This is a genomic window from Thermosipho sp. 1074 (assembly GCF_001999655.1).
Taxonomy (GTDB): domain Bacteria; phylum Thermotogota; class Thermotogae; order Thermotogales; family Fervidobacteriaceae; genus Thermosipho; species Thermosipho affectus.
Genome location: NZ_LBEX01000007.1, coordinates 1 through 21,329 on the forward strand (window position 1 = coordinate 1; position 21,329 = coordinate 21,329).

Genomic DNA, 21,329 nt, shown 5'->3' on the forward strand with positions numbered 1-21,329 from the left:
AATCGAAAATATTTCTAAACTTAACTAAAAAAGGGGGGGCATTATGGATATAACAGTCAGAACGGTCATGGCCATTTTAATCGATAACAGGGAAAAATCTGCAACTAAAGTGCAAGAACTATTAACAGAATATGGATGTTACATCAAAACTAGACTAGGACTTCACGAAGGAGTACCTCAATACTGTTCAAATTCTGGGCTAATCATTCTAGAACTAGTAGATGATGAATCAAAACACGATGAATTAAAGGAAAAGTTAAACCAAATACCCGGTGTAAAATCAGATTTAATGAGACTAAAATTTGACTAAAAAAAAGGCTCCCAATGGGAGCCTTTTTATATATCTATCTTCTCTATATTTTCTTGTATCAATTCTAGCAAACTAATAGTTTTGCTTACGTTATCAAAGACTGTCCTTAATTCCGTCAAAAATCTTTGAATAGATGCACTTATTTCTTCTGCTGTTGCACTACTTTCCTCTGAGATTGCCAACAGATTTTGAATACTATTTGTTATATCTTCCAATTTACTTGCTTCTGTATTTAACGATTCAATCAAAGAATTTAAATGTCCGGTAATATCCGATATCACCTGACTAGATTCCTTACTTTTTTTAGAACTTTCCGAAAGTGCCTTTGTCTGTGCTTTTAAATTTTCATATCCAGAAACAACTCCAACACTCAAATTCTCTATACCGCTTGAAATCTTTGTTAGGAAATCAGATATTTTATTTGCAGATTCTTTACTTTCTTCTGCTAGTTTCCTTATTTCATCGGCAACTACTGCAAATCCTCTTCCAGCTTCCCCGCTTCTTGCTGCTTCAATTGCAGCGTTAAGTGCAAGTAAATTTGTTTGTTCTGCTATGCTCATAACAGTATCGGCAATTTCTTTTATTTCATCTGCTTGTTTTCTAAGTTCTTTACTTTCATTTGCTATTTTTTCAAAATCATCACTTACATTTTCTATGTTAAATGATACATTTTCAACACTCTTTGCCGCAGATATAATATTTTCAACCGCCTCGTTTAAATTTTGCACTATTTCATTTTGAACACTTATCGTTTGTGAAATAGTATCCACATTTGATGTTACTGCATCTGAAATCCTTTCTGCATCATTACTTATTTGAACGGCGGTATCCGCAACTTGTGAAGATAATTCCTTCATCGTATCAATCTGTTCTTCAACAACTTCAATTGATGACATTGTCTTGCTGGAAAAACTCAACAATTCTTCGGTATCACCTTGGAATGATATCAACAACTCTTTGATTTTTTCATTTGCCTTGTTTAACTCATGTGTTATTTTCTCAAAGTTTTCTTCACCAGAAACATATGTAACAGAGGAAAGATCTTCAAATTTTAGTGCACTAAATCCCTTCTTTAAATCTAAAACAATAGGCAAAGACAAAGCAAATGTGGAAAGCGCCACTATTATCGAAGAAACAACCGGTGATAAAAAGCTTGAAGACAGTAACGAAACAATAAATACAATTAACGGAAGGAAAATAACATTACTCTTTAATATATTTTTCAAAATACCAAATGATACCAATCTAAACGACTTTAATTTTATCAACTTTCCGTATGGTTTTGAAGCCTTTATTCTTATTTCCACAAAAGAAGTGCTATTATTTGTACCTTGATCCAGCACTTCCATAGTTATGGGATCTTTGAAAAAGTCAGAAGCTCCCCTCACTAACCCTAAAAAGTAACTTCTAAAATCCCTATTTGATTGATACCTTACAATCGCAGTTTTTTCGTCTATATATTTGTATATAATCCTTGGAGGCTTTGCCCCCTTAATTCTCCTTGTAAGTGCCCTATGGACCATATCCATAGTGCTCAAAAATGAAAGAATACCATCTTTTTTAAAATACCCTGGATAATACTTATGAAAGCTTTTAATATTTTCATATCCTGTTTCTTCCCAAACTTTCTCAAATGTTTTCCCAGTCTTTTCTGCAAGTTTTCTTGAAAATCTAATTACCATTTCATCATCTACATCATTAATTGGACTTTGGAGTATGTCTAAATCTACGTTGAATTCATTAATAAGAGAATCTACAAGACTTTCACCGTATAGTCTTTTCCAAGTATTTATCCAAATGTTCATAACAAAACTCTTCATACAATCACCTCTCTTAAATCATTAAATCATTTGTATAACACTTATTAAAATCCCAAGTGGAATACCTAAAAGTTCTATATACCGCAACTCTCTCTTTGCTATCCTCAAAATTACAGTTTCCATCTCATCGACTGTGTAATTTTCTATCTTTTCCCTTACAATATCTTTAAAGGGTATTCTTTCGAAGACTTTTTCCAACACTTTTATTATATCATATTCTCCATCCGTTAAATTCTTTTCAATCATTTTGTATATACTTCCTTTACTTTCAAGATCTACTTTTATATCCTTAAAAACATTGTCTAAAACAGAAGAAACAATCCTATCAACAGGTATTAAAGGTATACTTATTTTTGAAGATAAATATCGCAAAATAGCATTTTTTGTATCTTCATTCAAAAGTTTTGAAAAATTTCCAACAATAAAACGCATAATGTCATCTTTGAAATTCAATTGATCTAAATTTCTTTTCATGAAATTCTTAAGAGATTCAGTATTAATAAATTCGTCTTCTATCACCCTTGAAAGATTTTGGGCAATCTCATACTTTTTCCTTGGAATTACCCCTTGAATTCCCAAAATTTTTCTTTTAGGGTTAAAAAGCATCCAAATTGCAAGCATATTTGTAATATATCCTACCAATGCACCTGTTGCAAGAATTCCAAGTGGAGAATGGAAAATAAATTTTGTCAATACAAAAATAGTTAAAAGTATCAAAAAAGGCAAATCAAAAAACATAAAATCCCTCCTTATAATGATAAAATATATTGGAAAGGGGTGAAAAAATTAAGTTGCAAAAGTACCTTCAACTTTGTGGATACGCTCGAAGAAAGGCAGATATAATTATATTTTCTGGAAGGATAAAAGTCAATAACAAAGTGGTTAAAGAACCATGGTACGAAGTTAAAAATAGTGATGTTGTATCTTTAGACAATCAAAAATTAACGTCAAACAACTTTGAATATTACGCTTTACACAAACCAAAGGGATACGTTACTACCCTCTACGATCCAAAGGAAAAGAAAACAATAAAGGAATTTTTCAAAGACAAACCACTAAAAGTGGCAGGACGCTTAGACAAAGATGCAACTGGTGTTTTAATTTTAACTAATGATGGAGAGTTAATAAATATTCTAACTAGTGCAAAATACAGGGTAAAAAAAGTTTATATTGTAAAAGTAAATGGAAAAATAAAGTTCAAAGAACTTTTAACTTTAAAAAAAGGAATATGGGACAACGGCGAATTTTTAAGATTGGAATACTTTGAAATATTAGACGTGGGATTTAATTATTCCACGGTTAAAGTAGAAATGATAAAGGGAAAAAAACATGAAGTAAAAAGATTATTCAAAAACATAAACCACGAAGTGTTAGAGTTAAAAAGAATCTCACATGGACCAATTGATATCTCCTTTGTTCCAAACCCAGGTGATATAAAAGAAATAAAGGGAAAGCTTTTAAAAAAACTATTAAAACTAAAGGAGAGGAAAGCATGAATATTTTGGTTGCAGGAGGAGCAGGATATATAGGTTCACACGTTTGTAAGATGCTAAATGAAAGGGGATATAACGTAATAGTACTTGACAACCTATCAAACGGACATAGAGAATTTGCAAAATACGGAAAGTTCATACCAGGTGATATATCAGATAAAAAACTTTTGGATATTATCTTTGAACATTACAACATCGCTGCAGTTATGCATTTTTGTGCATATATAGAAGTTGGAGAGTCTGTAATAAACCCATATAAATACTATGAAAACAACGTTTCAAATACACTTGTTCTTTTAAATTCAATGTTAAAACACAACGTTAATAAATTTATTTTTTCATCCACAGCAGCAGTCTACGGCATGCCAGAGAAAATTCCCATAAAAGAAGATGCCCCCAAAAATCCCATTAATCCGTACGGAAAGAGTAAATATATGGTAGAGGAAATTTTGGACGATTTTGATAAAGCGTATAACCTAAAAAGTATAAGATTTAGATATTTTAACGCAGCAGGAGCAGATGAATCAGGGGAAATAGGTGAAGCACACAACCCAGAAACACACCTTATACCGCTAATATTAGATGCAGCACTTGGAAAAAGAGAAAGTATAAAGATCTTCGGAACAGACTATGAAACAAAAGATGGAACATGTATCAGAGATTTTGTACATGTCAATGACCTTGCAAATGCACACATAAAAGGACTTGAATATCTTTTAAAAGAAAACAAAACCGATTGTTTTAACTTGGGAAGTGGTAATGGTTATTCTGTAAGAGAAGTCATAGAGAAGGTAAAAGAGATAACAAATATAGATTTCAAAGTAGAGGAAGTAGAAAGAAGGCCGGGAGATCCTGCATACTTGATTGCAGACAACCAAAAAGCAAAAAAAATACTCTCATGGGAACCAAAATATTCACTAGATGATATCATTAAAACAGCTTGGACTTGGCACAAGGAGAGATATAATGGGCGTACTCGATGAGATTAAAAGCAATATAAACAGAAATTACTTTATTTCCGCATCAGCAGGTACGGGAAAAACTTATACTATTACCCACTACTACGTGGAAATACTAAACGAATACGAAAAAATAAATTATCCAGAAATAGTCGATGAAATAGTTGTTGCCACATTCACAAAAAAAGCGGCTTCAGAAATGAAAGAAAGAATCTTTCAACTTGTAAAAGAGAAAAATTCTCCATATTGGAAGAAAATAAAAAACTATCTGCCACGTGCAATAATTTCCACAATAGATAGCTTTTGTCAACGGATATTAAGAGAGGAAAATGTAAACGCAAAAATAGATCCAAATTTTACCATAATCAGTGATTTAAAAATGAATAAATTAATAGAAAGATCTGTATATTTGACTTTAAAATTTGTCTTTCAACTGTACGACTATGATAAAACAGACATAAACCTAAACATTTCAAAGTTAAGAAAAAAACAAATCGAGATTATACTACAAAGTCTGAAAAAAAACAAAAATAGCATAAAAAAACTTTTTGAAATATATCAAAACATAGACGAAGTAGAAAATTTGCTAAAATATACACTTTCAAATTGGAGAACAGAGATGAAAAATGCAACTATTCTAGAAAAGCTATTTGAAACTGCAAAAGAAGAATCACTAGCCTTAAAAGCCTTTAAAGACATGCTTCTGATTTCAAAAGAAATATATGAAGCTTTTACAGTTGATAATTTTGAATACGACTTTAAAGGTATTTTAGAAAAAACACTAGACATTTTAGAAGATAAAAACATAAGAAAAAAATACCAAAAAAGGTTTAAATATATAATTATCGATGAATTTCAAGATACAAACTACCTACAAAAAGAACTATTCGATAAATTACACACAAAAGAAAATTATCTCTTTTACGTAGGGGATAGAAAGCAATCAATATACAGATTTAGAAATTCAGACGTCTCCGTATTTTTAAAAACTCAAAATGAATTTGAAGAAAATGGTGAAAAAATCTTGGCACTAAAAGACAACTATAGATCAAACAGCGAACTTGTAAAATACTTCAATTTCATATCAAAACACAAAATTTTCAACAAACATATAGTCCAAAAAACAAATAACATAGATAAGTACGAAACATTTAAAGTACTTGAACCAAATATATACAAAAAACTATGGTTTGATGATGAAAAAGACACGTCAAACCCCACTATTTTTTGCAAAGGAAAAGTTCCTTCATTAAATAACAAAGAAAACGGAAGGATAAAATACGTTATTGTATCACTAGAAAAAAAAGAAAAAAAAGAAAAAAAAGAAGCGCTAGTTACAGCGTACATAATAAAAAAACTCGTTGGAAAAGAATTAACCATTAATGTAAAAAATAAATGTATAGACAAAAAGATCACATACGGTGATTTTGCTATATTAAGATCCAGACTGTCAAATGCAGAAGGCATCTACAAAGAAGTATTTGAAGCGTACAATATTCCATTACACATAGTAGGCGGAAAAAGTTTCTACAAACAACTAGAAATTCAAACAATTTTAAACGCACTATTTGCTGTACAAAATCCAAATAACAACTATTATTTTACAAGATTTTTCTTCTCACCACTTGTACTAGGAAAGTTTAAAGACTACGAGAAAATTGTAAGCGAAAAAAAAGAAAATGAAACATTATTTGAAGCGGCAAAGAGAATACATAAAAGTCATACACTAGAAGTACTTGAAAAATACGCACATTTAAAATACTACATAAGACCAACAGAAATTTTAAAGGGATTAATTAAAGACCTAAATTATTTTGAAAAATTAGTCTATTTTAAAGATAAAGAATCCGCTATCTTAAACGTCAAAAAACTTATCTTGGAAGCGGAAAACTTTGATCAACTTGCAGATTCTTTTTCTGAGTTAATAAAGCTAATTCAAAAAATAGGTGATACAAACGAAGCAGAAGCTTCTACAGAAGATGAAACATCAGAAAGTGTCAAATTAATGACCATTCACGCATCTAAAGGTCTCGAATTTAAAATTGTCTTATTAGGCGATCTTTTCGCTAATTTAAACACAAAAAATTCCAAAGATTTAAAATTCTACAACAAGAAAGATAAAAATTATTTTATGTTGACCAAAATAATGGATAACCTAGATAAAAACACACTGGAATTGATAAAGGAATTTTACCTTGATGAGGTATACGATGAAACAGAAGTATTAAGAAAAATATATGTTGCAATAACGAGGGCTTCTGAAATGTTTATCCCAATAATCTTTAACGAAAACAAAGAAAACGTTGCAAAATATCTAAAATTATCAGATGACGAAATAGAAGAATTAAAAAAGGAAATTAAAAGTTTTGAATACGTAGAAATTAATAATGTAGAAATTCCAACAGAACAAAAAAAGCACACAAAGGAAAAAGAAGATATTCCACAAGAAAATTTAAAAGATTTTTCCCATCTATCGTATAAATCGTACATCTCACCCACTACATTATACGGATATCTAGGAAATGAAAACGAGGCAAAAGAAGAGATAACATTGGATTTAAACGAACAAACTTTTAAAGGATCGCAAATTCACAGAAAACTCTCAAACGCAAATACACTCTCACAACTGAGATACCTTGAAGAAACTGGAGAAATAAAGGTGAAACTTTCACATAAAATAGGACATCTTTTTGAAAATTCAAAAATCTTGCCAGAGTGGAGAATAGTAAAGCCTTTTTTCCATAAAAACAGAAAATACATGCTCTTTGGTATACCAGATAAAGTAATCTTTAAAGACAATTTCATATACATTCTTGATTTTAAAAACACAAAAAATTTAGACGATGAAAAATACATATTCCAAGTAAATTTTTATATGTATCTCTTAAAAGATTTTGGAAATGTAAAAGAAGCATACATTATCTCCACTAAAACAGGAGATATGCTAAAAATATCGTATAAAGAAGGATTTGAAGAGATGATAAAAAAAGCTATAGATAATTTTGAGAAGGTGGAAAAATGAAAAGAGCTATAATTACAAAATTAGATGAAAATCACTTTGAATATATGGCAAATGAAATGGAAAAATACTATGACCCATTTTCTTTTTTATTTATCGGACCCACGGGATACTATGTAAGGCAAATATCTGATAAATTTTCAGAAAAACTTGGAAAGACAATAAACCGAGATGCTTTTAGGGTAATAAATCAATATGTTGTTGAAACTTTAAAACTAAACAATATGGACACGGTATTTTTCGACAGGGATTTTTTTAAAGCATTTATAGCTTCTCAAATAGAAGAGTATATTAAAAATGAAAAAGACGATGAATATTTGGAATTTTTAAGGACAGTTTCAAGATCAAAAGGCATTTTAAATTACATACTTGAACTTTTTGAAAAAGCATGGGAAATCAAAGTTTCAAGCGGAGATTTTCTCACACCGTATTACTATGAAATAAATCAATTACTTGAAAAAAACGAAAAAATTTCAAAACTAATCTTAAATCTACTAAATGATACAAGCCTTATTATGCAAAAATCTGGAAATATCTTTGATCAGATAACCACATACAAATGGTACGTTGAAGAATACTTTGAAGAAAAAAAGAAAAATCTTGTTTTAAGTGGCTTTTTCGATATTCCACCCATCTTAAAAGACGTTTTTAAAAAGATGTTTAAAAACTTTGAAAATGTCTATTTTTACGTTTGGGAACAAATAAACGATAGGGCCTTTAATCAACTCAACGACATATACAATTTTTTGAAAAGCGAAGGCTTCAAAATAGAAGAGACAATTCCACATACACTCAAATTAAAAGATAAAACAAAAGTAACTTCCTACAAAAACTCTATTGTGGAAATCTACGAAATAACTGGAAAAATAAAGGAACTCTTAATAAATGGTAAATCACCAAATGAGATAGCAATTGTCGTACCAAATTTTTCAATTGCAAAACAATTCTCTGAAAAATTAACGGAAATTGGTATACCAAACAACGTTAATTTACAATCAAAACTCTCGGAGAGTAAAATTGTAAAAATCTTACTCCAACCAATAAAAACCATTTATTACAACTTTGAAACAGAAGATCTTCTAGCATTAATAGAATCTCCATATATAGATACAAGACAACTCACAATAGAAAAGATAGAAAAATTCTTTAGAGAATTCCGTATGTTAGATGAAAAATTTTCAAAAGAAAAAATACAAGAAATATCTGCGCATATAAAACAACTTGAAGAAATAAAAGATGATGATACATACCAAGACAGAATGGAAAAGATAGAAGAATACAAAGTCTTTATAGAAATTCTGGAGAATTTGCTCAATTTATTGGAAGAGGTCAAAAACGGTATAACTAATGACTTCATCACATGGTTTATTGAATTCATAAAATTTTCAATAGAAAAGTTTGATATATTTACAAACGATAAATACCTCTTTGAAATAAAAGAAGAAAAAAATGCACTTATAAAATTCATAGAAGTACTAAATAACCTAAAAAGTTATAATTTAAAAATAAACTCTTGGAGAACTTTCTATAAAATACTAACAAGTATTATAAACGTTGAAAAATACAGATTCTCCGAAAGAAAAGAAAATGCAATAGACATATTTGATATAACCCAAGCAAGATTTGTACGGAAAAAATTCAAATTTTTTGTTAATTTCACTGACGCATTTTATCCAAATTTTGATATTAATCCACTTATCTTAAACGTTTTATCTGATCCAAACAAATTAAGATCATTTAATGAGGAGATAGAAAGAAGAAACGTAATACTTTCGTTGATCTTTTCGGAAAATAATCATATATCATTTCCTCATTCAACCCTATCAGGAGAACCCATTTTACCTTCTACATACGCAACTGAATTTGGAGAAGTAAAAGATATTGAAACAAGTTTTTACATAATTCCACAAGCCAGCAAAATATACTCAGAATTTGATAAAAATTTGTATAAAGCATTTAACGAAGAAAGAAAGTTAAAATTAAACGTAGAATGGAAAAGTAGTTTAAACGTAAAAAAAGTAAGTCACAGTTTAATCTCAACATATGTTAATTGTCCGTTCAAACTCTTTTTATCGGAAAAAGCCAATGTAAGAAACATAGATAGTGACAAATCCAATCTATACATAGGTATTTTTTACCACAGGGTTCTAAAAAGATATTTTGAAGAAGTTGTTTTTGAATTAAAAAAACTAGTCGAAGAAGTATACGATGAAGTATTTATAGAAGAATTCTTTCAATATTCCATACCAAAGTCGATAAACATAGAAAATTATACAAAAAAACTAAACGAATTTTTAATGCATTTACATGAAAACGTGGAATCTAAAAATATATACCAACTTGAAAAAACATACATGACTAAATTAAGGGGAAATATTTTGGCAGAAGCACGTATTGATAGAATAGATAAAGATAAAGATTCTTATACAATTATAGACTACAAAAAAAATTCAAAAAATAGTGATATGGGTCAACTTCTCTTGTACGACTATATCTTCAAAAGTAATATAAACAAAGATTTTGAAACTACGCTGTTATTTTTGGGAATAGAAGATAGAAAAAGTTATAAAATTAAAAGAATTAAAGAAAAAATTTACTATAACTATTATAAATCAGAAAAAGAAATAGACTACGATATTTACTTATCTTGGCTTGATAGTATACTGGAAAAGCTAACAAGTGGAGATATAACCCCTATATTCGTCGAGCAAAACAACGTAAAACCATTTATGATGTATTTAAAAGATATGGGATTTAAAATACAAAGTAAAAAAAGATTTTGCAAATCTTATGCCGTTTCTTGCCATTTTTACGAAATTTGCAAAAATTTCGAAATCTACAACAACGTAAAATTAGTAGAAAAGTAAACAAAATGCTCCAACACAACAAAATTTCATTTATATTGCCATATTATTAAGTAATGGTTAAATTGTTGATTTATTTTAAAGTTATTGTTATAATCCGATTGTAAATGTACGTTGTGGGGGTGAAAAATATGAAAAAAAGGATATTTGCCGAAGATATTGCTATATGTCTAGCGGGAACAAGAAAAGAACCTTTAAATTATAGGGAAAAATACGACAATTTTTACAGAGCGGCAAAACTTTTCCTTGAAACAAAAGATGAAGAACTTACAAAGCACATCCTGGATGAAGAATTTGAAAATTTATTTCAAATTTTCAAAGAAACAATTTGCAAAACAAAATTTTTCAATTTTATAAATCCTATCCCAAAAGAATTTTCAAAGATTTTTTTGATAAACAATAAAGAATACGAGGTAGTATTAAAAACAGACTTTTACGTAAAAAATAGAAGAAAAACCTTTTATTATTTTATACTACCAGATGCTATGGGGTGGACAGAATCAGCACTAAAACACTTTCACAGACTTGGAAATGACATTATCAACTACACACTCCCACCTGAGGAATCAGAATTTAGAATCATTAATCTTTTTAAAAGAAACATAATAAAAGGAAATAGTGTAAGCTACAGATATCACAGAAAAGTTTCACATATAGTTTCTAAAATGGTTTCAACTTTCTAAAAAATCCCCCCCAGTTTTTCGGGGGGAATTACTTATTTGTTTACTTTCTCCTTTAATTCCTTACCAGGTTTGAATTTTGGGACCTTTCTTGCAGGGATTGTTATTTTTTCTCTTGTTCTTGGATTAACTCCTGTCCTTTCCTCTGCTTCTCTTACCTCAAACGTTCCAAAACCAATAAGCTGAACTTTTTCTCCATTTGACAAAGCCTCAGTTATAGTTTCAAAAACCGCATCAATAACTGCTTTGATATCTTTTTTCTTTAATTCTGGCATCTTTTCTGCTACCTTGTTTACAAGTTCCTTTTTACTCATAACTTTTCCCTCCTCACATGTGATAGTTAAAATACGTATATAATATATCATTTTTTTACATCAGAATGCAAATTATTTTCTAAAACTTTTTCTATAGAAATCATCTATGATTTTTGCAATATCAAATTTTGTCTTGTTTTCAGAAGAAATAACAAGATCCGCATCCTTTGAGAATGTAAAATGAAATTTTTCATACAAATCGTCTAAATTTTGAAATTTCTCAGAGACCATCTTTATCCTTCTAATAAATTTTTCTTTGGGGACCTTTATGTATACTACCTTTCCCTTGTAGCGATCCTTTTCCGCTATCAAACCAAGGGTAACTATTATCTTTTCATCAAACCTTTTAAACCTTTTTAAAAATTTTCTTTCAAGGTTTTCTAAAGTAACAAACCCATTGGAAAGAAGTATTGCATTAAATCTCTTTCCCGTTTCAAGGTTTAAAATTTCATCAAAATCGATTATATCGTAACCAAAATCTTCCTTTAAAATTTTACCCACAGCCGACTTTCCACTCCCAGGAAGTCCGATTATGTACAACGGCAAAATATCCCCCCTAATCGGTAATTATTTTCAAAAATACCTTTCTTCTCCTTGGACCATCAAATTCGCAAAAATATATTCCCTGCCAAGTTCCTAGTAAAATTTTACCACTTTCTATAATCAAAGTAATACTAGGGGAAACAAGTGTAGACTTCACATGAGAATCTGAATTACCCTCTAAGTGTGTGTATTCCCAATTTGGTGGTACTATTTTGCTCAAAGTCCTCTCTATATCACCTTTTACAGATGGATCTGCATTTTCATTAATGGTAATACCTGCAGTAGTGTGTGGGATAAACACTACACAAATTCCAGATTTTACACCAGAATCTTTTACCACTTTGTTCACTTTTTCTGTGATATCAATCAAAGAATTTCTAGATCTTGTCATAACCTCAAAAGAATAAAGCATTTTTACTCCCCCTTTTTCTCGAATATTATAACACAAAAATTAGTAAATATGCAATTTTCCTTGACTTTTTTTCAATATTTTACTATAATATTTTTTGCAAATAATTTGCATTTGCAAAAATAGGGGTGTGAAAATTGACAAAGTGGAGAAAAGCCATTTGGGATATACTTAAAAATAGTAAAAAACCACTGTGTGCAGAAGAGATTTACAAAATAAATGGCTTTAAACCGAATCTATCGACTATTTACAGGGCGCTTAATTACCTTGAGAAAAAGAATATTATCTCATCTGTATCATTTGAAAATTCCACAAAGTACTTTTTCCCAAAAGAAAGACATATTCATTTTCTATATTGTATTAAATGTGGAAACATTGAAGTTTTTAACGAATGTACGGCAAAAGAAATAAAAATGAAAATCGAAAAACAATTTGACTATCAAATACTAGATCACGTGTTTTATTTTAAAGGAATTTGCAAAAAATGTAGAGAGGAGGAATGATTGTGAAGAAGTTTTTTTTACTTTTCTTGCTATTTTCCTCTGTTATGTTCTCATATGTAGTAGTTACTATAAATCCATATTATTTGTTGGTAAGTGAACTTTTAAAAGGTGTAGACGATGTAAAGCTATTATTACCCCCAAACGTAAATCCACACGTTTATTCCCTAAAAGTAAGTGATGTAAAATTACTAGCAAAAGCAAATTTAATAATTGCAAATGGAAATTTAGAACCAAATTTAGAAAAATACGATAATGTTTTATACGTAAAAAACTACATTCCAGAAGTATTTATAGAACATAAAAATCCTCATTTTTGGCTTGATCCATACTTTGTGAAGTTCTATATCATACCTTCACTTTCTGAAGAATTTTACAAAATGTATAAAGATAACAAAATAATGGAAAATGAAAAAAAATTATTGGAGAAAATAGATATATTTATAAAAGATGCATGGGAAGTATTAAAAACTGACGGATTGGTACTTGTAAATCATCCAAGCTTTTATTACTTTTTCAAGGAATTTGGAATAAAAATAAAATGGTTAGAAGAGGGACACAACGTATCCATTGGTCTTAAGAAGATTATAAATACCATAAAGGGGAGAAAACTTATCGCATTATTCACTGAAAAACAACAACCTGAAAGTAAAATTAAAGTAATCTCAAAAGAATTAAAGAAAAAATACTATGTTCTTGATCCATTGGGAATAGATGCAAAAAATTTTGTGGATTTATATTACAAAAACCTTGAAATTATAAGGAAGGCGTTGGAAAATGAATAATATCGCCATTTCAGTTGAAAATTTAAATTATAAAATTGGTGAAAAGGAAATCCTAAAAAATATCAATTTTAAGATAAAAAAAGGCGAATTTGTAGGGATTATAGGCCCCAATGGTGCGGGTAAATCCACCCTTATAAAGATAATCGTAGGAGAAATCAAAAGCTACACGGGACAGATATCGGTAAATGGAAAAATTGGTTATCTTCCCCAAGTTCAAACTATTAACAGAGAAGTACCTATTAATGCTTTACAATTTGCAAAAATGGGAGCGTATAAGAAAAAGGTAAGTAAAGAACAAATATCAACCCTTCTAAAAAACGTAGGACTAGCTGGAAAAGAAAGACAACTTGTTGGAACAATGTCAGGTGGAGAACTTCAAAGACTTTCACTTGCACGAGCACTTTTATACAACCCTGATATTTTGATCTTAGACGAACCAGAAGCAGGTGTTGATCAAATGGGAAAAGCTAGGTTCTACGAACTTTTGTATAAAGTTAAAGAGAAAAAAAACTTAACAATTTTGATGATTTCACACGATATAGGTATGGTTTTTGAAAAGTGTACCTCTGTAATGTGTTTAAATAAAACATTACATTGCCATGGGCCTACCGAAAAAATCAAACCAGACGAATTAAAAATATTATTCCCGGACTTTGATCTATGGCTTCGTGCAAAAAATCATTACGAAAGGGAGCATGAAAATGGAGATATTTGAACTTGAATTTTTAAGAACGGCATTAATAGCAACTATTTTAGCAGCTATTTCCTCTTCTATTATGTCTCCTACTATTGTTTTTAAAAGAATGGAATTTATAGGTGATGGAACCGCTCATGCGGCTTTCGCAGGGTTGGCAGTTGCACTTCTTTTTGGATTAGATTATAGGTTAATTTCAATAATTACTGCTATTATCTTTTCTCTACTTATAAGTTATTTCACAAATAAAAAACAAATACACGAAAATAGTGCAATTGGTATGTTACTTCCAGTTTTTATGTCTATTGGCGTAATTATTCTTTCAAAAAGTTCAACTTATACTCAAAATATAACAAGTTATCTGTTCGGTGATATTCTGCTTGTAAACATGAAAGATGTGTACTTTTTGATATTTGTAGTTATCTTAGAATCACTATTTTTTTTCTTTTATAAAGAGGGAATACTATACTTTCTTGCAGATGAAAAAATGGCCAGATTCTACGGTGTAAAAACACAATTCTTAAGGGCATTATTGTTGAGCTTAATTTCAGTTGTAGTGGTAAGTATCGTTAAAATATCCGGAGTTATTCTTTTAGGTGCGTTAATTATAATCCCAGGGATTGTTGCAAAAAAACTTGCAAAATCATACAAAAGATTGTTTGTTATATCCATACTATTTAACACTTCAGTTTCATTTGTAGGATTTTATTTTGCTTATCTTTTTGATATTGCACCAGGTCCATCAATTGTGCTTGTGTCATTTATATCATTTGTTGTACTTTCGTTGATTTTTTAATAGTTTCCTAATTTTTTGAATTTGCAAAAGTTACCTCATCTCCAAAAAATAAAAATTATAATTGAACCTGTAATCTAAATTCATAACATAACAATCATCTTGTTTTTTCGTATTCTCATATGGTATTATATTATAAAAGTTACTTCAACTTTAACGGGAGGTGAACACATGAAATATTTTTTAATAGTTTTGTTGCTTTTTTCGATTTCGGCATTTCCATTTTTCATAGGTGTTGAAGGACTTACATTACCGAAAATTGATTTTCCAGAATATCCCGCATCTCAAATCGAGTTGTTTGCAAGGGCAGACTTTGGTATTTTGTATTTTATGTTACCATTTGGTACATATAACGAAGATGGTAGCTTTTATCTAAAAGATAATATTGATCTTAACTATGTAAAAAGTTTTTTGGGAATTGGACTTCAACTTACCCCAAACTTTTCAAAAAATCTATATATGAGGCTTTCCACTGACATACCACTTATTAAGGCAATCTCGATGAAGCAATTTGACTTCTTAAATTTAAAAGTAGGTTTGGGATTAAAACTTTCCATTTTCAAACTAGAAGCAGGTGTTATTGGAAGAGTAAAAAAATTAGAAGATAATTCCTTGGGAATGAAATTTGGAAAAATGTATTACATAGCAAGTGGATTTGCATTTTAAAGGCTCTGGAAACAGAGCCTTTTTATATGGTATAATTTTTCTGAGGTGATTTGTTTGAGAGTATTGACTATCGGAGTTTTTGATGGAGTACACATTGGACATGTAAAAATTTTAAACACTTTAAAAAAAATGGCAGAGACTTTTCAATCTAAACCTGAAATATACACTATAGTATTTCCTATGGAATATTATACTGGTAAATTTGATGGACTTTTGATACCACTTGAAGATAGAATAACATTACTTGAACTATATGGAGATGTATTTACATTAAATCTGGAGGAAATAAAAAATATTGAAGCAAAAGATTTTTTTGAATTTCTATCAAAAAACACAACTGGCATAGTGGTTGGAAAAGATTTTAGATTTGGCAGAAATGCAAAAGGAGATATTAAACTACTTGAAAAACTTTCAAAAGAAGAAGGAATTAAATTAAAAATAGTGGATGATTTAATAGTAGACGGAAAAAGGGTTAGTAGTACATTAATTAGAAAGTTGATCAAAGAAGGAAAAGTAAAAAAAGCAAACAAACTACTTGGAAGGGCATATCCCATCTATGGTAGGATTTATAAAGACAAGCAACTTGGAAAAAAACTTGGATTTCCCACCGCAAATATTAGAAGGGGTAAAGAACTTATTATCCCTAAATTTGGTGTTTACCTATGTAGAGTTTATACACCAAAAAGATACTACGGGCTCATTAACATAGGACTAAGACCCACTATTGAGAAAACTAAAAATGTAAAATACGAAGTTTACATTTTAGATTTTGAAGGTAATCTATACGGAAAAGAAATTAGAGTAGAATTACTTGATTTTTTACGAGAAGAAAAAAATTTTTCCTCAATTGATGAATTGATAAAACAAATGCACGAAGACAAAAAAATAGCAAGAAAGATATTGGAGAGAGAATATGAATATTGAAAAAATTGCAAAAAAAATTATCGAAGAATATCCAAGAATTCACAGTGAAAAAGATCCATTTAAAGTTTTAATTACAACCGTTTTAAGCCAAAGAAGCAAAGATGAAAACACGGAAATAGCAGCTAAAAATTTATTTAAAAAATACAAGACAGTGGAAGAACTTTCAAAAGCTAAAGAAGAAGCCCTTTATGAACTAATTAAACCCGCAGGACTCTACCGACAAAAGGCTAAAAGAATAATAGAAATTTCAAAAATAATTGTAGAAAAATTCTCAGGCAAAGTTCCAGATAATCTAAACGATTTAATTTCTTTGCCTGGCGTTGGAAGAAAAACTGCAAACATAGTATTGTACGTTTCTTTTTCAAAACCTGCCCTTGCGGTAGATACACACGTCCATAGGATTTCAAACAGACTTGGCTGGGTAAAGACTAAGACTCCTGAAGAAACAGAATTTGAACTTATGAAAATCCTTCCCAAAAATCTTTGGGGGCCTATTAACGGTTCGATGGTGGAATTTGGGAAAAATGTATGTCTACCTAGAGCACCAAAATGTAATATTTGTCCAATTTATAAGTATTGTAAATGGGAGGGGAAAAAGTGATACCACTATTTGATCTCACAAGACAATACAAGGAAATAAAAGAAGAAATAATAAACGCCATTGACAACGTTCTATCAAGCGGAAGAGTCATTTTAGGTCCAGAAGTAGAAAAACTAGAAAAGACTATAGCTAATTTCATAGGTGTTAAATACGGGGTAGGTGTTGCAAATGGAAGCGACGCCTTGGTTATAGCACTTAGAGCAATGGAAATCCAAGAAGAAGATAAAGTTATCACCACACCTTACACGTTTTTTGCAACCGCCTCATCTATCGTGAGAAATAAGGGAATTCCCATATTTGTTGATGTAGATAAAGAAACTTACAACATAGATTTAAACCAAGTTGAAAATGTACTAAAAAAAGAAAAAGTATTCGGCATAATACCCGTACACCTTTTTGGAAGAACTGTTAATTTGGAGGATTTAAACTTTCTAAAAGAAAAATACGGTATAAAAATATTGGAAGATTGTGCACAATCTATAGGTTCTGAAGGTATCATTAACAATACCGTAAAAAAAAGTGGAAGTATAGGAGATGCTTCCATCTTTTCATTTTTCCCCACAAAAAATTTGGGAGCATATGGTGATGGGGGATTAATAGTTACAAATGATGAAAATATCTATCAAAATGCTAAATCTCTCAGAGTTCACGGTACAAAAAAGAAATACTTTCATGATGAAATAGGCTATAACTCCAGACTCGATGAATTACAAGCGGCTATTTTAAACGTAAAATTTAAATACATAAAAAAGTGGACTGAAAAAAGGATAGAAATTTCCAAAAAATACGCAAAAGAATTTGAAAAGCGCAAATTAGACTTAAAATACCCCAAAACAAGCGGAAAATTAAAGGTTCACGTTTTTCATCAGTATGTGGTTGAATTTGGTTCAAATGAAAAAAGAGAAAAGGTAAAAAGACATCTTGCAAGTAAAGGAATTGGAACTAGCATTTATTACCCTGTTCCTTTGCACCTTCAAAATTGTTTCAAATATCTAGGTTACAAAGAAGGAAGTTTACCCGTTTCAGAAAAACTATCAAAAACAACGCTTGCTTTACCAATTTTTCCTGAATTGTCCTTTGAAGAAGTAGAAATAATTGTAGATGAAATAGAAAAAGCTTTAAGGAGGTAGAATATGGAAAATCAGACACTTGAAGAACTTTTAAAGAGGTATCTAAAAGTAAAGGAAACTATAAAAGAATTAAATAGGGAGAAAAAAGAACTAGAAGAAATGATAGTTGATTTCGTTGAACACATGGATATCGACAATATCGTTGTGGATGGGGTTTTAATTGAATTTACAAGAAAAACAAAAATAAACATAAAGTAACACTCATATCTCAAGGGGGAGGAGAAAGTATGGAAAAATTTTTCAAAATTAGGGAAAGTGGTTCAAGTGTAAAAACCGAGATAGTTGCTGGTATCACTACCTTTCTTACCATGGCATATATTATTTTCATCAACCCAAACATCTTAATCAACGTGATCCCCGGATTAAGCCCAGACAATCCGCTATATGCTCAATTCTTCGGTGCATTTATGGTTGCAACCATTTTAGGTGCTGCAACTGCAACGTTAATAATGGGACTTTGGGCAAATTATCCATTTGCACTTGCACCTGGTATGGGACTAAATGCGTATTTTGCATTTACAGTTTGTGGAAAGCTCGGTATTGACTGGCGTGTTGCACTTGCCGCGGTATTTATTGAAGGTATTCTATTCATACTACTCACAATAAGCGGTGTTAGAGGCTTTGTAGTTAAGGCAATTCCAAATTCTGTTAAAATAGCAACAAGTGCAGGTATTGGATTGTTCATCGCATTTATCGGTCTTAAAAGTGCAGGTATCGTTGTTTCAGATCCCGCAACCTTTGTAACATTAGGTGATATAACATCACATACCGCATTAGTTACTATTATAGGGTTTTTCATTATTTCTATTTTATTTGCACTAAAAGTGCCCGGTTCAATATTAATAGGAATTTTGGCTTCCACATTTATTGGGGCAATCCCCATATTTGGAGTTACAAAATTCCAAGGGATCGTGGGAAAAATACCTGATATATCCCCAACATTTCTAAAACTATTTGAAAAATTCTCTTGGACAGATCTTGCTTCTGGAACTTTCTGGATTGTAGTATTCACCTTCTTCTTTGTAGACTTTTTTGACACACTTGGAACTTTAACGGGACTTGCTGAAAGTGCTGGTTTTATAAAAAAAGGAGAATTTCCAAGAGCAAACAAAGCCTATTTAGCAGATGCCATTGGTACCACAGTAGGTGCATTGTTTGGAACTTCGACTGTTACAACATATATCGAAAGTAGTACGGGTATAGCAGAAGGTGGGAGAACAGGACTTACAGCTGTTACAGTGGCTATTTTAATGCTTTTAATGCTCTTTTTTGCACCTCTTGGATTAACAATTCCTGCCGCAGCAACGGCACCTGCACTAATCTTTGTCGGAGCATTAATGCTAAAAGGTTTAAAATTAATCAATTGGGATGACATAACAGAGGCTATTCCCGCCTTCATTACAATGATTGTAATGCCACTTACCTACTCTATTGCAAATGGAATTGCATTGGGATTAATTGTATATCCAATTGTAAAGACATTTAGCGGCAAAACAAAAGATGTCCATATCCTAAACTGGCTCCTTGCATTTTTATTCATCCTATATTTAATCTTCCTTAGAGGATAAAAAAAGGGGAGGTAGCTCCCCTTTTTTTAAAACTTCAAATGTTACAAATAAATTAAACAAAAAGATAATTTATGTGTATATAGACTTTTTTAATATATACTAATATTTTCATTGCAATATTTTTGACAATCATCTTATTTTTTTGTTATATATAAATTAGGATGTTTTTTTATACTGTGGGGGGATTTTTTTTGAGAAAAGGGTCAATTAGTATCATTCTTTTAATGTTACTTGTAGTTTTTACAATATTTTCTGCTGCTACATTTAGCATACTTAAAAACACAGAAAATATGTATTTTAGAAAAATAAAAGAAGAAAACGTCGAATTTATCGCAAATAATCTTTTAGAATTTTCCATTGCAACTGTTAAGATGGGGGTAGATAACTCAAGTAATTTAAGAGAAGATATATTTTCATTTAAAGACTATTCACAAGAAGTCTCCTATATAAAAAATGTAAAGTGGCCTACTCAAACAAAGCAATTTATAGAAAAAAAAGTAGACACAAAAAAGGCAACAATTATATTCTCAAATAACAAAAAATTAAGCACTTCATCATTTGAAAAGCTTTCCCTCAAAGATTATTACAAAGAATTTAAAAAATATATAGAAAGCTTTCCTAATCTTTCGGTATTTTCTGCTGTATATAAAATCAAAAATAGTGGAAAATACCTACTTTACGTTAGAATAAAAAAAGAAAACACTGAATTTAACAAAATTGCCATATTTACCTCCGAAAAGTTAAACAAGTATATTTACTATTCTCAAGAAGAACCGTTAATTTACTTTACAAGCAATGAGATAATATACGGTCCATTAAAGAGTAATGACTATATCAACGTGTACCAATATTCAGGAACCGATCAAAAATTTACCGTACTTGGAACATTAGAAGTTCCTGGGATCAAATACTATAATGAAAGCAACAATACATCAACTACATATGATTCACAACACAATCCAGACATGGTTTACGATTTATTAAAATTAAAAGGAAATCCACCTGTAAAATTTGTAGATTCTGATATAGGTTTTACAAATATTTATAAAGATTATTCTAGTGCTACATCAAAACTTGTACTCCCTTTAGAAGATTTTTTAAATACATCTACAGAGTGTGGAATTAAATTGCCAAATAATGCAATTATTACCTCAAAGGTTGTAAATGGTGAAAATATATTAACTATATATACTAATGGTAAAAGTTATGAACTATCCTGGTGTAAATGGTAAAATACAAATGGCCAAAAAGAGGAAA

General features: G+C 30.2%; 22 protein-coding genes. 17 read left to right on the forward strand and 5 right to left on the reverse strand.

The window, feature by feature from the left end:
• The first annotated feature begins 40 nt into the window (after positions 1 to 40).
• A complete protein-coding gene (locus tag XO08_RS02840) occupies positions 41 to 310 on the forward strand; it encodes a hypothetical protein (RefSeq protein ID WP_088368848.1) in 270 nt (89 codons plus the stop codon).
• 26 nt (positions 311 to 336) lie between these two features.
• Here XO08_RS02840 and XO08_RS02845 read toward each other — a convergent pair whose 3' ends face one another.
• Together XO08_RS02845 and XO08_RS02850 are read right to left on the reverse strand one after the other, a co-directional pair.
• Entirely contained in the window at positions 337 to 2,130 is a 1,794-nt protein-coding gene (locus XO08_RS02845) for a heme NO-binding domain-containing protein (RefSeq protein WP_075665551.1), read from the reverse strand.
• 21 nt (positions 2,131 to 2,151) lie between these two features.
• Positions 2,152 to 2,868 carry a DUF445 domain-containing protein gene (locus XO08_RS02850; protein WP_075665552.1) on the reverse strand — a complete coding sequence of 239 codons (717 nt, stop codon included), beginning with the start codon at positions 2,866 to 2,868 and terminating at the stop codon, positions 2,152 to 2,154.
• Between the two features lie 53 nt (positions 2,869 to 2,921).
• On the opposite strand from XO08_RS02850, the gene XO08_RS02855 reads away from it, so the two are divergent.
• From XO08_RS02855 to XO08_RS02875, 5 genes are all read left to right on the forward strand, one after another.
• Positions 2,922 to 3,626 (forward strand): pseudouridine synthase, encoded by a 705-nt coding sequence (locus XO08_RS02855; RefSeq protein ID WP_232218213.1) that lies wholly within the window; start codon positions 2,922 to 2,924, stop codon positions 3,624 to 3,626.
• Entirely contained in the window at positions 3,623 to 4,606 is a 984-nt protein-coding gene (galE, locus tag XO08_RS02860) for a UDP-glucose 4-epimerase GalE (protein WP_075665554.1), read from the forward strand. The genes XO08_RS02855 and galE overlap by 4 nt, the downstream gene beginning before the upstream one ends.
• Entirely contained in the window at positions 4,590 to 7,604 is a 3,015-nt protein-coding gene (locus tag XO08_RS02865; RefSeq protein WP_075665555.1) for an exodeoxyribonuclease V subunit beta, read from the forward strand. Before galE ends, XO08_RS02865 begins: the two co-directional genes overlap by 17 nt.
• The gene (locus XO08_RS02870; protein ID WP_075665556.1) at positions 7,601 to 10,468 is read left to right on the forward strand and encodes a PD-(D/E)XK nuclease family protein; all 2,868 of its coding nucleotides are present in this window, start codon (positions 7,601 to 7,603) and stop codon (positions 10,466 to 10,468) included. Before XO08_RS02865 ends, XO08_RS02870 begins: the two co-directional genes overlap by 4 nt.
• Before the next feature lie 128 nt (positions 10,469 to 10,596).
• The gene (locus tag XO08_RS02875; protein ID WP_075665557.1) at positions 10,597 to 11,148 is read left to right on the forward strand and encodes a hypothetical protein; all 552 of its coding nucleotides are present in this window, start codon (positions 10,597 to 10,599) and stop codon (positions 11,146 to 11,148) included.
• A 32-nt stretch (positions 11,149 to 11,180) separates the two neighbouring features.
• On the opposite strand, the gene XO08_RS02880 is transcribed toward XO08_RS02875, so the two are convergent.
• The 3 genes from XO08_RS02880 to XO08_RS02890 form a co-directional block, all read right to left on the reverse strand.
• Positions 11,181 to 11,459 (reverse strand): HU family DNA-binding protein, encoded by a 279-nt coding sequence (locus XO08_RS02880; RefSeq protein WP_075665558.1) that lies wholly within the window; start codon positions 11,457 to 11,459, stop codon positions 11,181 to 11,183.
• A gap of 72 nt (positions 11,460 to 11,531) precedes the next feature.
• The gene (locus XO08_RS02885; RefSeq protein WP_075665559.1) at positions 11,532 to 12,005 is read right to left on the reverse strand and encodes a shikimate kinase; all 474 of its coding nucleotides are present in this window, start codon (positions 12,003 to 12,005) and stop codon (positions 11,532 to 11,534) included.
• A gap of 10 nt (positions 12,006 to 12,015) precedes the next feature.
• Positions 12,016 to 12,414: a secondary thiamine-phosphate synthase enzyme YjbQ gene (locus XO08_RS02890; RefSeq protein ID WP_075665560.1), complete on the reverse strand. Its 399-nt coding sequence runs from the start codon at positions 12,412 to 12,414 to the stop codon at positions 12,016 to 12,018.
• Between the two features lie 134 nt (positions 12,415 to 12,548).
• On the opposite strand from XO08_RS02890, the gene XO08_RS02895 reads away from it, so the two are divergent.
• From XO08_RS02895 to XO08_RS02945, 11 genes are all read left to right on the forward strand, one after another.
• On the forward strand, positions 12,549 to 12,914 hold the full coding sequence (locus XO08_RS02895; protein ID WP_075665561.1) for a Fur family transcriptional regulator: 366 nt from the start codon (positions 12,549 to 12,551) through the stop codon (positions 12,912 to 12,914).
• 2 nt (positions 12,915 to 12,916) lie between these two features.
• A complete protein-coding gene (locus XO08_RS02900; RefSeq protein WP_369799919.1) occupies positions 12,917 to 13,696 on the forward strand; it encodes a metal ABC transporter substrate-binding protein in 780 nt (259 codons plus the stop codon).
• Positions 13,689 to 14,411, forward strand: a complete 723-nt coding sequence (locus XO08_RS02905; protein ID WP_075665563.1) for a metal ABC transporter ATP-binding protein — start codon at positions 13,689 to 13,691, stop codon at positions 14,409 to 14,411. Before XO08_RS02900 ends, XO08_RS02905 begins: the two co-directional genes overlap by 8 nt.
• Positions 14,398 to 15,186, forward strand: coding sequence for a metal ABC transporter permease (locus tag XO08_RS02910; protein WP_077287190.1), 789 nt, complete (start codon positions 14,398 to 14,400; stop codon positions 15,184 to 15,186). Before XO08_RS02905 ends, XO08_RS02910 begins: the two co-directional genes overlap by 14 nt.
• Positions 15,187 to 15,354: 168 nt before the next feature.
• The gene (locus XO08_RS02915; RefSeq protein ID WP_075665565.1) at positions 15,355 to 15,849 is read left to right on the forward strand and encodes a hypothetical protein; all 495 of its coding nucleotides are present in this window, start codon (positions 15,355 to 15,357) and stop codon (positions 15,847 to 15,849) included.
• A 45-nt stretch (positions 15,850 to 15,894) separates the two neighbouring features.
• Entirely contained in the window at positions 15,895 to 16,773 is an 879-nt protein-coding gene (locus XO08_RS02920) for a bifunctional riboflavin kinase/FAD synthetase (protein WP_232218214.1), read from the forward strand.
• Positions 16,763 to 17,374, forward strand: a complete 612-nt coding sequence (gene nth, locus XO08_RS02925) for an endonuclease III (protein ID WP_075665567.1) — start codon at positions 16,763 to 16,765, stop codon at positions 17,372 to 17,374. The genes XO08_RS02920 and nth overlap by 11 nt, the downstream gene beginning before the upstream one ends.
• A complete protein-coding gene (locus XO08_RS02930; RefSeq protein WP_075665568.1) occupies positions 17,371 to 18,504 on the forward strand; it encodes a DegT/DnrJ/EryC1/StrS aminotransferase family protein in 1,134 nt (377 codons plus the stop codon). Before nth ends, XO08_RS02930 begins: the two co-directional genes overlap by 4 nt.
• A gap of 3 nt (positions 18,505 to 18,507) precedes the next feature.
• Positions 18,508 to 18,702 (forward strand): hypothetical protein, encoded by a 195-nt coding sequence (locus XO08_RS02935; RefSeq protein WP_075665569.1) that lies wholly within the window; start codon positions 18,508 to 18,510, stop codon positions 18,700 to 18,702.
• A 29-nt stretch (positions 18,703 to 18,731) separates the two neighbouring features.
• Positions 18,732 to 20,072: an NCS2 family permease gene (locus tag XO08_RS02940; RefSeq protein WP_075665570.1), complete on the forward strand. Its 1,341-nt coding sequence runs from the start codon at positions 18,732 to 18,734 to the stop codon at positions 20,070 to 20,072.
• A 191-nt stretch (positions 20,073 to 20,263) separates the two neighbouring features.
• Positions 20,264 to 21,304, forward strand: coding sequence for a hypothetical protein (locus XO08_RS02945; protein WP_077287192.1), 1,041 nt, complete (start codon positions 20,264 to 20,266; stop codon positions 21,302 to 21,304).
• Positions 21,305 to 21,329 lie beyond the last annotated feature (25 nt).